This is a genomic window from uncultured Agrobacterium sp., assembly GCA_913777615.1.
Lineage (GTDB): Bacteria > Pseudomonadota > Alphaproteobacteria > Rhizobiales > Rhizobiaceae > Agrobacterium.
Map to the genome: position 1 here is coordinate 1 of CAJYTK010000017.1, position 12,958 is coordinate 12,958.

Here is a 12,958-nt window from a genome sequence, read left to right on the forward strand (position 1 = left end):
GCCTCACCGCAGCGGCCCTGGAGAACCTCAGCACGGATAATGCTGCAGCGCTGACCAAGACGCAGGTAGCGGCTATGTCTTCTGGACAGCTGAACGCTCTGTCGTCGGACGCTCTGGCAACCTTCTCCTCCGATGAGATCAAGGCAATCAGTGCCAAGGCACTGTCTGGGCTGAATGTCTCCAACCTCAGCACCGACAACATCGCCGCTCTGACCAAGGCTCAGGTTGGCTCGCTTTCCTCGGCGCAGTTTGCAGCTCTGTCGACCGACCAGATCGAGGCGCTCACCTCCGCGCAGGTTGCTGGCCTCACAGCAGCTCAGGTCGGCACACTCGACAGTGCCGAACTCGGCCTGTTCACGACGAGCGAGGTCACTGCATTCAGTGCCAGTGCCATCGCCGGTCTTTCTACGGCCGCCATCGGTGGCTTGAGCACGGACCAGGCGCGTGGTCTGACGGCACAGCAGCTGCAGGCAATGAGCAATGCGCAGGTCGAGGCTGTCATCGCAGCCTACAATGGGGTCTAAGACAAACGATCCATGTCCGTAAATCGTATCGACTTACGGGTAGCAGATTGACCAACGGCGCGGCGGCAAGCCGCGTCGTCCATTTCTTTGCAAAACGCTCCGAGGCATCGTGCGTTATGGAGGTCCGTGACGCTTGAGATGTTCGCGGCCCTGCTGCACGTTGATAAGCGTCTTCGGGGAAGCCAATCTCGACGGCGCGATCCGGATCGCAGCCGCTTCTCTCTTCAGTCTGAAGGTGATATCTTTTATCGCTCAAGAAACTCGCCGCTAGAGAAACCTTTTCCCGACAGAAGATGGCTTTAAGTCCGGCAGTTTTGTGAAGTAAAACACATCCAGCCACAGGCAAGTTATTAGCGATAATAAAGAACCGTGCATCTCCACGCCGTTCATTAGCTTTTTAGCCCTGTTGCAGGATGTCATGACAGCCAGCCCCGTTTCACCTCCGCATGACGTCTCCACTCCATCCGCTCTCGATCTCGCGAGGAGCCAACGACTGGGCGTGATGGAATTGTTGACTGTAACCGAGGCGCTGAACGCTGCAGGTCAGTCGGCTGCGGCAGCGGAGCTCTATAAGACCTGGGTTGCCTTCAACGACAGCAACCCTGCGATCCATATGGCCTACTTCAATTACGCCGTGACGCTGAACAAGCTCGGAGATCGAGCCGGTGCCGTCCAGGCTTTCCGTGCGTGCATCAAGGCTGAGCCAAATTTTGCGCCGGGTCACATCAACCTCGGGCGAGTGCTCGAGGACGCAAGTTTGATCGGCGATGCGGTGGAGCAATGGTCGAAATTTGCCGAAGCGACCAAAAGTGTCGATGCCGATGCGGTGCAACACCGATATATGGCATTACAGAACATCGGTCGTGTTCTTGAGGGTACGGAAAGGATGGAGGAGGCGGAAAGCGCCTTGCTGGGCGCATTCGAGCTTCGTCCGGAATCGCCGGAATCCGGCCAGCACTGGCTGTCTTTACGTCAGCGCCAGTGCAAATGGCCGCTGCTTGTTCCTTCCAGCCACATCCCGCCGCGCAAGATGATGGACGCCATGTCTTCGCTGACGCTAAGCTGTTATGCCGATGATCCAATGTTCCAGCTTGCAAAGGCATATCGCTACAGCAAGATGTTGGTCGGTACGCCGCCCGATCCCGGTTGCTTCCCGCGTCGGTCGCCAAAACAAAAATCCGGAACGGGCGAAAAGCTGCGGGTCGGCTATCTTTCATCGGATCTGCGCGACCATGCTGTGGGTTTCGCTCTGTGCGAGGTTCTGGAGCTGCACGACAAAAACAATCTCGAGGTTTTCGCTTACTACTGCGGGCCAGCACGGACCGGCGACGCGACGCAATATCGCATAAAAGCAGCCGTTCATACCTGGCAGGATATCCACTCTTTGGATGACGCCGCGGCTGCATCTCTGATCATCGCCGATGAAATCGATATCCTGATCGACGTGAACGGGTATACCAAGGACGCAAGGGCAAGGATATTTGCGTATCGTCCTGCGCCGATCATCGTCAGTTTCTGCGGTTATCCCGGGTCGGTGGGTAGTCCTTTCCACCAGTATCTGATTTCAGACGGCTACATGATACCGCCGGAAAACGAAATCTATTACTCTGAGAAAGTTCTGCGCATCGCCTGCGATCAGCCGCTCGACCGCAAGCGTCCCATTGCTGCTCGACCAACCCGCGCCGACGTCGGTCTGCCGGAGGATGCGTTCGTCTATGCCAGCTTTAATGGCATGCAAAAGATTACCGAGGAATGCTTCACGCGCTGGATGACGATCCTTTCAAACACATCTGGCAGCCTGCTTTGGCTGCTGGGAGGTGGGGAGGACGTCAATCAGCGACTGAGAGAGTTTGCGCAAAACTGCGGCGTGTCTGCCGACAGGCTGGTGTTTGCCTCAAAAGTTCCCAATCCCCACCACATCGCTCGCATCGGCGTCGCGGATCTGTTTCTCGATACATTTCCCTATGGCGCTCATTCGACCGCGGCAGACGCGATCACATCGGGTCTGCCGGTCCTCACGATGTCGGGCAAGACATTTGCCGCCCGCTTCTGCGGCAGCATCGTCACCGCCGCAGGTGTTCCGGAAATGATTTGCAGCTCGCCGGACGATTATGTCGCTCGCGCCATCGGTTTTGAGCGGGATCGAAAAAGCCTCCTCGCGGTTAGAGAATCGATTGCACGGCAACGCGAAACCAGCGTATTGCGTGACATTCACGCCCTGGCGCGGCGTCTGGAGGAGCTATTCTGGCAGATGCAGGGTGAATGCGAACGCGGCGAGACCCCGGTCCCGGACCTGACCAATCTCGATCTCTACTATGAACTGGGCGTCGAATCCGTACTGGAGAATATCGAATTCGAGGACGAGCAAAGTTATCGCAATCGTTACCGCAAGAAGCTCGCGCACCGGCACGACTATTCGCCTATTCCCTATGATAAACGCCTTTGGCAGAAGCCCTGAGGCAGGATCGCCGGGACCTCCCGTTCAATGTGATGAGATTACCCGGCGTAGCCGATGCCAACCTGCTTCTGGCCAAGAGCCTGAAACACCGTCTTGATGATGCCGGCGCGGTCTAGGCCCGCTTCCGCATACATGGTTTCGGGCTTTGCCTGTTCGACCCATTGATCGGGCAACGTCAGCGTGCGGACCTTGATGCCGGTGTCAAGCAAACCGGCCCCGGCCATAAAGTGCAGAACTTGCGCTCCAAAGCCACCGGAAGAGCCTTCTTCGATTGTGACGAGAACTTCGTGATGGCTCGTCAACTGGCGGATAAGCTCGAGGTCGAGTGGCTTGGCAAAGCGTGCGTCCGCAACCGTCGTGAACAGCCCGGCGGCATCGAGGTCCTCGGCTGCCGCCAAACACTCGGCCAGGCGCGTGCCGAAAGAAAGAAGCGCGATCTTCGATCCCTCTTTGATGACGCGGCCTTTACCAATTTCCAGGAGTTCGCCGCGCACTGGCATGTCTATGCCAACACCTTCGCCGCGCGGATAGCGGAAGGAGATCGGGCCATCGTCATAGGCAGCAGCAGTACGGACCATATGCTTCAATTCCGCCTCGTCTGAGGCGGCCATCACCACCATACCGGGTAGGGTAGCAAGGAAGGTGGTGTCGAACGAACCGGCATGGGTGGGTCCGTCCGCACCGACAAAACCGGCGCGATCGATCGGAAAACGCACCGGCAAGCCCTGAAGCGCGACATCGTGGACCAACTGGTCGTAACCGCGTTGCAGAAAGGTGGAGTAGAGCGCGCAGAATGGCTTGTAGCCTTCTGCGGCAAGACCTGCGGCAAAGGTTACGGCATGCTGCTCGGCGATACCGACGTCGAAGGTGCGTTTGGGAAAGAGCTCGGCGAGCTTATCGAGACCCGTGCCGTTCGGCATCGCGGCGGTAACGCCGACGATCTTGTCGTCCAGTTTTGCTTCCTGCACCAGCGCTTCTGCGAATACAGAGGTATAGCTCGGCGCGTTCGGCTTTGCCTTGGCCTGCGTGCCGGTAATGACATCAAACTTGTTGACGCCATGATACTTGTCGGCAGCGGCTTCGGCAGGCGCGTAACCCTTGCCCTTCTGTGTCACGACATGGATCAGCACCGGACCCTTCTGATTGTCGCGCACATTGCGCAGCACAGGCAGAAGATGGTCGAAGGAATGGCCATCGATCGGGCCGATATGGTAGAAGCCGAGCTCTTCGAACAACGTGCCTCCGGTCACATAACCGCGTGCATGGGTTACGGCGCGGGTAATGGCGCGGTCGATCGTCTTGCCGAGATAGGCGGTCAGCTTCTTGCCGAAATCGCGAAAGCCCATATAGGTGCGGCCCGATGCCAGACGCGCCAGATAAGCGCTCATGGCGCCGGTCGGCGGTGCGATCGACATGTCGTTGTCGTTGAGGATGACGATCAACCGCGCGTCCAGCGCACCGGCATTGTTCAGTGCTTCGAAGGCCATGCCAGCCGACATGGAGCCATCGCCGATGATCGCAATCACCTTGCGGTCGCTGCCATCCAGCTCCGCCGCGACGGCCATGCCAAGACCGGCGGAAATCGATGTGGAAGAATGCCCAGCGCCGAAATCGTCATATTCGCTTTCGGCGCGCCGTGTGAAGCCGGAAAGCCCCCCTTCCTGGCGCAGCGTGCGAATGCGATCGCGCCGTCCGGTCAGGATCTTGTGTGGATAACATTGATGGCCGACATCGAAGATAAGGCGGTCGTCAGGCGTATTGAAAACCTTGTGGATCGCGATTGTCAGTTCCACAACGCCGAGGCCAGCACCCAAATGTCCGCCTGTCTTGGAAACGGCGTCGATCATCTCGTCGCGCAGTTCCCGTGCAAGCTGCGGCAGGTCGCGATCCTCGATTGCTTTGAGATCGGACGGGAATTTCACCCGGTCAAGCAATGGTGTGTCTGGCATTCCGGTCAAATCGTTTGGCCTTCGTGTTCTTTAAATGCACCCTTTAGATGGGGGAGAGTGCAGCCTTCGGCAAGCAGTTCTTCGTTCTACAGCATCGGCCCGAAAATCGAAATCGATTTTCGGGAGAGCCCGATGGGTCAATTCAAGCAGTCCAGAGCGTCCATTGCGCATCCGTAGGGACGGCGCTTTATCGAATTTCAGCCTTTGGGCAAAGGCACAAACTCGTCTTCATCGCCCGGCACGATATCGAAACGTCCGGTTCTCCACTCTTCCTTGGCCTGCTCTATGCGTTCTTTTGATGACGATACGAAATTCCACCAGATGTAACGCCGCGAGTTCAAAGCGGCACCCCCAAAGAGCATGATATGACAACCATCGGCGCCGCCCTTCAGCGTAATATCGTCGCCAGCGCGAAAGGCGAGCAACTGGTCGCAGGCAAAGATGTCGCCGGCGACTTCCAGCGAACCGGACAGAATATAAATCGCGCGCTCCTCGTGATCGGCTGGAAACGGGAACTTCGCACCGGCTTCGAGCGAAAGATCGGCATAGAGCGTGTCGGTAAAGGTTTTGACCGGCGAGCGTAGCCCCGCGAAGTCTCCGATGACGACGCGCCCCGTTGCGCCGGTGGCATCGATAAGCGGCATGGCACCCCGCTCGGTATGGGAGAACTCCGGTGCGATTTCTTCTCTATCGTCGGGAAGCGCAAGCCACGTCTGAAGACCGGACATGGAGAAGGGGTGTCCGCGCAGATTCTCCGGTGTCCGCTCGGAGTGAACGATGCCTCGGCCCGCCGTCATGAGATTGATATCGCCAGGACGTACCACAATTTCAGTACCCAGACTGTCGCGATGCTTGATCTCGCCATCGAAGAGATAGGTGACGGTGGAAAGCCCGATATGGGGATGAGGCTTCACATCGAGCGCTTCCCCGGCTTTCAGAATAGCGGGCCCCATTCTGTCGAAGAAGATGAATGGGCCGACAAGGCGACGATCGCGGGTTGGCAAAGCACGACGGACAGAAAATCCGCCGATGTCGCTTGAGCGCGGAACGATCAGGTTTTCAATCGCATCGCACGCGAAGGCATCACCAGCGGCGGGATCGTTGCCTGGGAAAAATGACATGGGATTTCTCCTCAATCATGGGTCACCCGCAGACTACCACGATTTGATGCAGTGCGTGAGCGTTCTCTCAAGAACGCTCGGGCTGGGCATTCGGTGTTGCCGCGCTCGTCATCGCAAGGCCGCCAAAATGCCGCCGGCGAGCTAGGATCAGTTAGAGCCTTATTCGCCGTCGAGCGGCTCAACGCCCTGCGGCTTGCCTGCGCGATCCAGGCGAATCTTCTCGATGCGCTTTTCTGCGGTCGTCAGCAACGCTTCGCAATGTTTCTTCAGGGCTTCTCCCCGCTCATAGATGGCGATGGATTCATCCAGGGCTACATCGCCGCGTTCCAAGCGGGCAACAATGCTTTCCAGCTCAGCGACGGCCTTTTCAAAAGAATAACCGCTGACATCGGCTGTGTTGGCATTTTCCGTCATGTTCAACCCTTCATCATTCTCAAGATATGCATGGCCGCCGATTCCGCCAGCCCTTCCAGATCATAACCACCTTCCAGGAGACTGACGACCCGGTTACCGGCATATTTATCCGCCATCTCCAGAATTCGCCCGGTTGCCCAGTCGAAGTCCTCACCCACCAGATTGATATGCGCCAGCGGGTCGCGGTGGTGGGCATCGAAACCTGCCGAGATAATGATCAGGTCTGGCGAAAAATCTGCGATTGCTGGAAGAACCCTTGACTTGAACGCCTCACGGAAATGGTCGCTTCCTGTGTTGGGGGATAGCGGTGCGTTGACGACGTTGTTTTTCACACCTGTTTCGTTCTTCTCGCCGCTCCACGGATAAAGTGGCATCTGGTGGGTGGAGCAAAAGAGTACCGAGGTATCGTTCCAGAAGATGTCCTGCGTACCGTTGCCGTGGTGGACGTCCCAATCGACGATCGCCACACGCTCCGCGCCATGCACCTTCTGCGCATGACGCGCGGCGATCGCGGCGTTGTTGAAGAGACAGAAGCCCATGGCCTTTTCGGTTTCGGCATGATGGCCCGGCGGACGGCTTGCAACGAAGACGTTGTCAGCCTCGCCGGTAAAGACGTCGTCCACGGCAGCCATAGCTGCGCCAATGCCGGTCAGAGCCGCTTGCAGGCTTTTCTGTGAGGCATAGGTATCGGCCTCGACCCGGTTGATCTCGCCTTCTTCTTCCGGGATCTGGCGCATCATCGATAGAAGGTGGCTTTCGGGATGGGCGAGAAGCACGGCATCTTCATTCGCCTGAGGCGCCTGCTTGCGGTTCAACCGCTCGAAATTGGGGTGCTCGAGCGCGATGTTGAGCGAGCGCAGCCGGTCGGGCCTTTCGGGATGCCCGTCAGGCGTGATGTGCTCCAGGAAGATCGGATGCTCGTAAAGCCGGGTGGCCATGATTGGCTTACTCCTGAAACGCGTGAAACTTTGAGTTAGGCCCGCTGCGGTAGCAGTGGATAGCCAGCCATCACGGCACGACCGGCAAGCGCTGCCACCACGGCCTTGATCAGATCGCCCGGAATGAAGGCCATGGAACCGAGGAAGGCCTTGCTGAAGCCGATACCGGTTGCAACGGCAAGATAGGTAATCCCAAAGGCGTAAAGCACGATCACGCCACCGGCGACGCTTGCCAAGAAGAAGCCGAGGCCCTGGGTCAATGCAGGCTGGCTTGCTTTTACAAGGTGCTCCGAAAGAGTGCCGGTCACGAAAGCCGCAGCGATCCAGCCGATCAGGAAACCCGTCGTCGGCGTGGTGAAAATGGAGAGCCCACCTCTGCCGCCCGACAGAACAGGCAGGCCGATGGCTGCAATCAGGATCGTCAGCAACACGGCAAGCGCGCCGCGCTTGGCGCCTAGCACGACGCCTGCAAGCATGACACCCAGCGATTGAGCCGTGATCGGAACGGGAATGAAGCCGAGTGTAATGGGCGGCAACAAGCCGAGCGCGATGATGATGGCTGAAAACAGCGAGATCAGAACGAGGTCACGGGTTTTCATGAGGCGTCTCCCTTTTGTCTGAGTGAGGTTTGACCTCTGAAGCCGCGCGCGTCAATGGCGTCGGCGATCGTGTCGGCATCCTTCAACGTCATAATGATGAGCGGTACGAGAATGCTTGTCAGTTTGACTCGGCTGCCGCGGGCGCGATGCGCGTCGCTCAATGTGTGATACCGGCTGATAATATCCGGTACGAACCGAACGACGAGACCGACCGCAAGCCCGACGTCTGACGCCTTCGCCAGACCAAGCTTTTCCAAGGGGCGCAGCGCGTATGTGATTTCATCCATGAACTGCGAAATGCTGACGCTCGCTGTCACCGCAGTTGCCAGCAATGTCAGCGCGCTCAATCTCAGCAGCGTCACCAAAGCATCCATCGGCGGGACGAGAAGGAAGCTAAAGGCTGCAATAGAGGCTATGGTGAGAAAGACGGGACGAAGCCTTGAGAAAGTACCGCGCAGACCAAGATGCGCTTGCCAGAGGATGAGGACTGCCAGGATGACGGCTATGCTCAACAGGGCAGGGTCGCGGGTGAGAAAAAGCCCGACGCTGAAAACCGCAAGCGTAACGAGCTTCATGCGTGGCGAAAGTCGATAAAGCCAGCCCGTTCCTTCGGCGTAAAGGCTTTTCATTGCAGGGCAATCTCCCGGTACCGGGCAATGACATCCTGCGGCTTGCCATCCGCCGCAAGCCTACCCTGATGAAACAGCAGGACGCGGTCGAACGCCTCGACAAGCGGAAGATCGTGGGTGATCACGATCACATCCTGCTCAAGTCCCAGAATAGTCCGCTCTACCAGCGCCCGGTTTTTTAAATCGAGTTGGTTCGTAGGCTCGTCGAGTATGAGGATTTTCGGACCGGTGATGGAAAGGGCCGCAAGTGCTGCGAGTTGCAACTCGCCGCCAGACAGTTCATGGGCGCGGCGATCTGCGAGGTGGTCGATGCTAAAGCGCTGTAACGTCGCCCGTACCGCCTCATCGACGATAGTCTTGTGCAGGCCACGGTTTTTCAATCCAAAGGCAATGTCGTCGCGGATAATCGGCAGGATGATCTGGTTCTGTGGATTCTGAAAGACGAAGCCTACTTTTTTCAAAACGGCATCGGCATCCTTGACCGTATCGAGCCCGTTGACGATGACCCTGCCGCTTATCGGTTTGGTCAAGCCGTTAATCATCCGCGCGAAGGTCGTCTTACCCGAACCATTCAGACCGACGATGCCGATGCGTCTTTCGTGAAGCGAAACATCGAGCGGCGCAAGCGCCATCCGCCCTTCGAAAGTCACACTCGCATTCTGGAAATGAATGTCCACGCCGTTGTCCTTATCTGTTCACGCGTTCCTATAAACGCAAAGAGGCGTTGACGAAATCAGGAACAAAAAAAGAACATTGATTTTGCAGCAACGCAATCCTAGACTGTTTGGCATGGCGATTCTGGTTTCGAACGAAGCGGCACGACGTATATTCCTGGTGCGGCAGGGTCTCGCTTCTGCTCCCAATAGAGCATTGTCGAAGGATGGTCTGCTGCAACTCATCACGGCTCTCGGCTTCGTTCAGGTGGACAGCATTGCCACGGTCGAGCGGGCGCATCACCAGATCATCTTTTCCAGAAACCAGACCTACAAGCGGGAGCATCTGTCCGCTCTACTGGAAAAAGACAGAACGCTGTTTGAGCACTGGACCCATGATGCCTCGATCTTGCCCACAGCCTTCTATCCCTATTGGAAACACCGGTTTCGCCGCCGAGAGCCGATCATGCAGGACCGCTGGCGCAAATGGCATGGCGATGGTTTTGATGCGGCTTTCGAACAGACCTACCGGCACATAGCTGAAAACGGGGCCGTCATGTCGCGTGACATGAAGGCTGAGGACCATCAGTCCGGTGGTTGGTGGAACTGGCATCCGTCCAAGACGGCACTGGAATATATGTGGCACACAGGCAAGCTCGCTATATCCGGCCGTGTCAATTTCCAGAAAGTATACGACCTCTCAGAGCGGGTGATCTCGAAGGAGCATTTCGAGCGTGAGGTGAGCCACGAGGCGTTCATCGACTGGGCCTGCCGCGAAGCGTTGTCTCGTCTCGGTTTCGCGACATCGGGAGAACTCTCCGCTTTCTTCGATCTCGTGACGCCGCATGAGGCAAGGGAATGGGTGGCGACGCATCGCAGTGAACTGATTGAGGTTTCCCTGGTCTCTGCCAACGGCGAAAAAGAGCGTGCGTCCTATGCATTCGCCCGCTTTTCCGATGAGATGGAAGCGGAGGCGTCCGTCACGCCGCCGCAGCGCATTCGGGTTCTGAGCCCCTTCGACCCGCTGCTGCGCAATCGCGCGAGAACAGAGCGCCTCTTCGGCTTCTTCTATCGCATCGAGGTCTTCGTACCGGAGCCGAAGCGTCAATATGGCTATTACGTTTTCCCCCTGTTGGAGGGAGACCGCTTGGTCGGGCGCATAGATATGAAGGCAGACCGAAAAAACGGTTCTTTGGACGTGAGGAGGCTATGGCTGGAGAAGGACGTTCGGCCATCGGCAGGCCGGTTGGAAAAGCTCGATGCGGAATTGAACCGGCTGGCCAAATTCACCGGCGTCGAAACCGTGCGCTATCTGGACGGTTGGATGGCCGATATGTAGCGGAAGGAGCGGTACGATCCGCTCCTTCATCTTATGTCAGCAGAGATCCGTCGAGCTGATCTTTATGCCAAAGCCTTCAAGGCCGACATAGTGGCGCTCGCGGGTGGTGAGCAGCTTGATAGAGCTGATGCCGAGTTCCTTCAGGATCTGCGCGCCGAGCCCGATCTCCAGCCATTCTTCTTCGCGCGAACGTGCCTGCTCATGAGATTCGTCCGCATCGCGCGACTTGCGACGGCCTTCGACCTTGCCGACGCCCACGGATCCCTCGCGAAGATAAACGATGACGCCGCGGCCTTCCTCGGCAATCTTCTGCATGTAATGCCGCACCGGCTGTTTGCTGCCGAAAATGTCGTCGGCAACGTTTTCCGGATGCAGGCGGACGGGGATATCGACGCCATCGCGGATATCGCCGAAGATCACCGCCATGTGCTGCATCGGATCCCAGGGCAGGGAATAGGTCTGCGCCTTTGCCGGTCCGAAAGGCGTTTCAATCATAAATTCGCTTTCCATCTCTACCAGCGTTTCCTTACGCTGGCGGTAGGCGATCAGATCGGCCACGGAAACCTGCTTCAGACCATGGGTTTCGGCAAAACCCGAGACCTGCGGGCCGCGCATCACGCTTCCGTCATCATTGACAAGTTCGCAGATAACGCCGATTGGCGGTAGGCCTGCCAGTTTGCAAAGGTCCACGGCAGCTTCCGTATGACCGGAGCGCATCAGCACGCCGCCCTCGCGGGAAACCAGCGGGAAGATGTGGCCAGGACGCGTAAAATCGGCAGGACCGACATTCGGGTTCGCCAGATTGCGCACCGTCAGCGTACGGTCGTCGGCTGAAATGCCCGTCGTCGTGCCATGCTTGAAATCAACCGAAACGGTGAAAGCCGTCGTGTGTGCACTGTCGTTTTCTGCCACCATGGCATTGAGGTTCAGGCGCTTGGCCTCCTCGCGCGGCATAGGCGCACAGACGATGCCGGATGTGTGGCGCACGATGAAGGCCATCTTATCGCCGGTGCAATGCACGGCTGCAACGATCAGGTCGCCTTCATTCTCGCGTCCATCGTCGTCCATAACCACCACGATCTCGCCTGCCTCAAAGGCCCGGATCGCTTCCACGACACGTTTCTGATCGTATGCCATGCTATATCTCCCTGTTTATTTCAGTCTGCCGGTCTGGCCGCGATCGCGCAGATAATGATCCGCTATCGTGCAGGCGACCATGGCCTCACCGATCGGAACCGCACGGATGCCAACACACGGATCGTGACGGCCCTTGGTGCGAACATCGACATTGTTGCCGTCGGCATCGATCGACTGACGCTCTGTCAGAATCGAAGATGTGGGCTTGATGGCAAAGCGGGCGATGATCGGTTGACCCGTGGCGATACCGCCGAGAATGCCGCCCGCATGGTTCGACAGGAAGAATGGCTGGCCGTCATTCCCCATGCGCATCTCGTCAGCATTCTCCTCACCGGACAGCTCGGCGGAAGCAAAACCGTCGCCGATCTCCACACCCTTGACGGCATTGATCGACATGAGATTCGAGGCGATGTCCTGATCGAGCTTGGCATAGATCGGCGCACCGATCCCAGCCGGAACACCTTCCGCCACCACTTCGACAACTGCACCGATGGAGGAGCCAGCCTTGCGGATCGTGTCCAGATACTCCTCCCAGACGGGCACCGTCGCCGCATCCGGGCAGAAAAACGGGTTTTCGTTGACCTGATCCCAGTCCCAATTGTTGCGGTCAATCTTGTGCTTGCCGATCTGTACCAGGGCAGCGCGAACGCTCATGCCAGGGACGACTTTCCGTGCCAACGCGCCTGCGGCCACACGTGCTGCCGTTTCCCGGGCAGAGGAACGGCCACCGCCGCGATAATCACGGATGCCATATTTCAGATCGTAGGTGAAATCCGCATGGCCTGGGCGATAGCGCTTGGCGATCTCGCCGTAATCCTTGGAGCGCTGGTCGGTATTTTCGATCAGCATCGACACCGGCGTGCCGGTGGTAATCATCGTTTCACCGTCCTCATCCAGCATCACGCCGGAAAGAACCTTCACGATATCGTCCTCGCGTCTTTGTGTGACGAAACGGCTTTGGCCTGGCTTTCGCTTGTCCATCCACGACTGCACCTCCGCAAGCGTGAAGCGAATGCCGGGCGGGCAGCCATCCACCACGCAGCCAAGCGCTGGACCATGGCTTTCGCCCCACGTGGAAACGCGGAAGAGATGACCGAACGTGTTATGCGACATGACAATAGAACCAGATCAAGCGGCGTTTCACATAAAGAGACGCGATTTCAGAATAATGCGCGGTCATCTCCATAGTGGAAAAAG

At 57.8% G+C, this 12,958-nt stretch carries 11 protein-coding genes and 1 pseudogene; 3 read left to right on the forward strand and 9 right to left on the reverse strand.

Features of this window, described 5'->3' with window-relative positions; translation table 11 throughout:
- Together QZ862_RS14535 and QZ862_RS14540 are read left to right on the forward strand one after the other, a co-directional pair.
- A pseudogene (locus tag QZ862_RS14535) lies at window positions 1–524 on the forward strand (ice nucleation-like protein); the annotation flags it as partial.
- 418 nt (window positions 525–942) lie between these two features.
- Complete coding sequence (locus QZ862_RS14540) at window positions 943–2,982, forward strand: glycosyl transferase (protein WP_296100703.1); 2,040 nt, start codon at window positions 943–945, stop codon at window positions 2,980–2,982.
- A gap of 38 nt (window positions 2,983–3,020) precedes the next feature.
- Here QZ862_RS14540 and dxs read toward each other — a convergent pair whose 3' ends face one another.
- From dxs to QZ862_RS14575, 7 genes are all read right to left on the reverse strand, one after another.
- Entirely contained in the window at window positions 3,021–4,940 is a 1,920-nt protein-coding gene (dxs, locus tag QZ862_RS14545) for a 1-deoxy-D-xylulose-5-phosphate synthase (protein WP_296041311.1), read from the reverse strand.
- Between the two features lie 188 nt (window positions 4,941–5,128).
- A complete protein-coding gene (locus QZ862_RS14550) occupies window positions 5,129–6,052 on the reverse strand; it encodes a pirin family protein (RefSeq protein WP_296100704.1) in 924 nt (307 codons plus the stop codon).
- A 159-nt stretch (window positions 6,053–6,211) separates the two neighbouring features.
- Entirely contained in the window at window positions 6,212–6,466 is a 255-nt protein-coding gene (locus QZ862_RS14555; RefSeq protein WP_037171757.1) for an exodeoxyribonuclease VII small subunit, read from the reverse strand.
- A 2-nt stretch (window positions 6,467–6,468) separates the two neighbouring features.
- Window positions 6,469–7,404 (reverse strand): histone deacetylase family protein, encoded by a 936-nt coding sequence (locus QZ862_RS14560; protein WP_296100705.1) that lies wholly within the window; start codon window positions 7,402–7,404, stop codon window positions 6,469–6,471.
- 35 nt (window positions 7,405–7,439) lie between these two features.
- Entirely contained in the window at window positions 7,440–8,003 is a 564-nt protein-coding gene (locus QZ862_RS14565) for a biotin transporter BioY (RefSeq protein ID WP_296041302.1), read from the reverse strand.
- A complete protein-coding gene (locus tag QZ862_RS14570) occupies window positions 8,000–8,632 on the reverse strand; it encodes an energy-coupling factor transporter transmembrane protein EcfT (protein ID WP_296100706.1) in 633 nt (210 codons plus the stop codon). Before QZ862_RS14570 ends, QZ862_RS14565 begins: the two co-directional genes overlap by 4 nt.
- A complete protein-coding gene (locus QZ862_RS14575; RefSeq protein ID WP_296100707.1) occupies window positions 8,629–9,309 on the reverse strand; it encodes an energy-coupling factor ABC transporter ATP-binding protein in 681 nt (226 codons plus the stop codon). The genes QZ862_RS14570 and QZ862_RS14575 overlap by 4 nt, the downstream gene beginning before the upstream one ends.
- Before the next feature lie 112 nt (window positions 9,310–9,421).
- On the opposite strand from QZ862_RS14575, the gene QZ862_RS14580 reads away from it, so the two are divergent.
- The gene (locus QZ862_RS14580; protein ID WP_296100709.1) at window positions 9,422–10,624 is read left to right on the forward strand and encodes a winged helix-turn-helix domain-containing protein; all 1,203 of its coding nucleotides are present in this window, start codon (window positions 9,422–9,424) and stop codon (window positions 10,622–10,624) included.
- A gap of 36 nt (window positions 10,625–10,660) precedes the next feature.
- Here the strand turns inward: QZ862_RS14580 and ribB are convergent, their stop codons facing one another.
- Together ribB and aroC are read right to left on the reverse strand one after the other, a co-directional pair.
- Window positions 10,661–11,761, reverse strand: coding sequence for a 3,4-dihydroxy-2-butanone-4-phosphate synthase (gene ribB, locus QZ862_RS14585; protein WP_296041291.1), 1,101 nt, complete (start codon window positions 11,759–11,761; stop codon window positions 10,661–10,663).
- 15 nt (window positions 11,762–11,776) lie between these two features.
- Window positions 11,777–12,874, reverse strand: coding sequence for a chorismate synthase (gene aroC / locus QZ862_RS14590; protein ID WP_296077024.1), 1,098 nt, complete (start codon window positions 12,872–12,874; stop codon window positions 11,777–11,779).
- Window positions 12,875–12,958 lie beyond the last annotated feature (84 nt).

Bases quoted from the DNA above. Each gene is read 5' to 3' on its own strand.
- aroC (WP_296077024.1), bottom strand. From the start codon at position 12,874: ATGTCGCATAACACGTTCGGTCATCTCTTCCGCGTTTCCACGTGGGGC.
- QZ862_RS14565 (WP_296041302.1), bottom strand. From the start codon at position 8,003: ATGAAAACCCGTGACCTCGTTCTGATCTCGCTGTTTTCAGCCATCATC.
- QZ862_RS14560 (WP_296100705.1), bottom strand. From the start codon at position 7,404: ATGGCCACCCGGCTTTACGAGCATCCGATCTTCCTGGAGCACATCACG.
- QZ862_RS14570 (WP_296100706.1), bottom strand. From the start codon at position 8,632: ATGAAAAGCCTTTACGCCGAAGGAACGGGCTGGCTTTATCGACTTTCG.
- QZ862_RS14555 (WP_037171757.1), bottom strand. From the start codon at position 6,466: ATGACGGAAAATGCCAACACAGCCGATGTCAGCGGTTATTCTTTTGAA.
- QZ862_RS14550 (WP_296100704.1), bottom strand. From the start codon at position 6,052: ATGTCATTTTTCCCAGGCAACGATCCCGCCGCTGGTGATGCCTTCGCG.
- QZ862_RS14580 (WP_296100709.1), top strand. From the start codon at position 9,422: ATGGCGATTCTGGTTTCGAACGAAGCGGCACGACGTATATTCCTGGTG.
- ribB (WP_296041291.1), bottom strand. From the start codon at position 11,761: ATGGCATACGATCAGAAACGTGTCGTGGAAGCGATCCGGGCCTTTGAG.
- QZ862_RS14540 (WP_296100703.1), top strand. From the start codon at position 943: ATGACAGCCAGCCCCGTTTCACCTCCGCATGACGTCTCCACTCCATCC.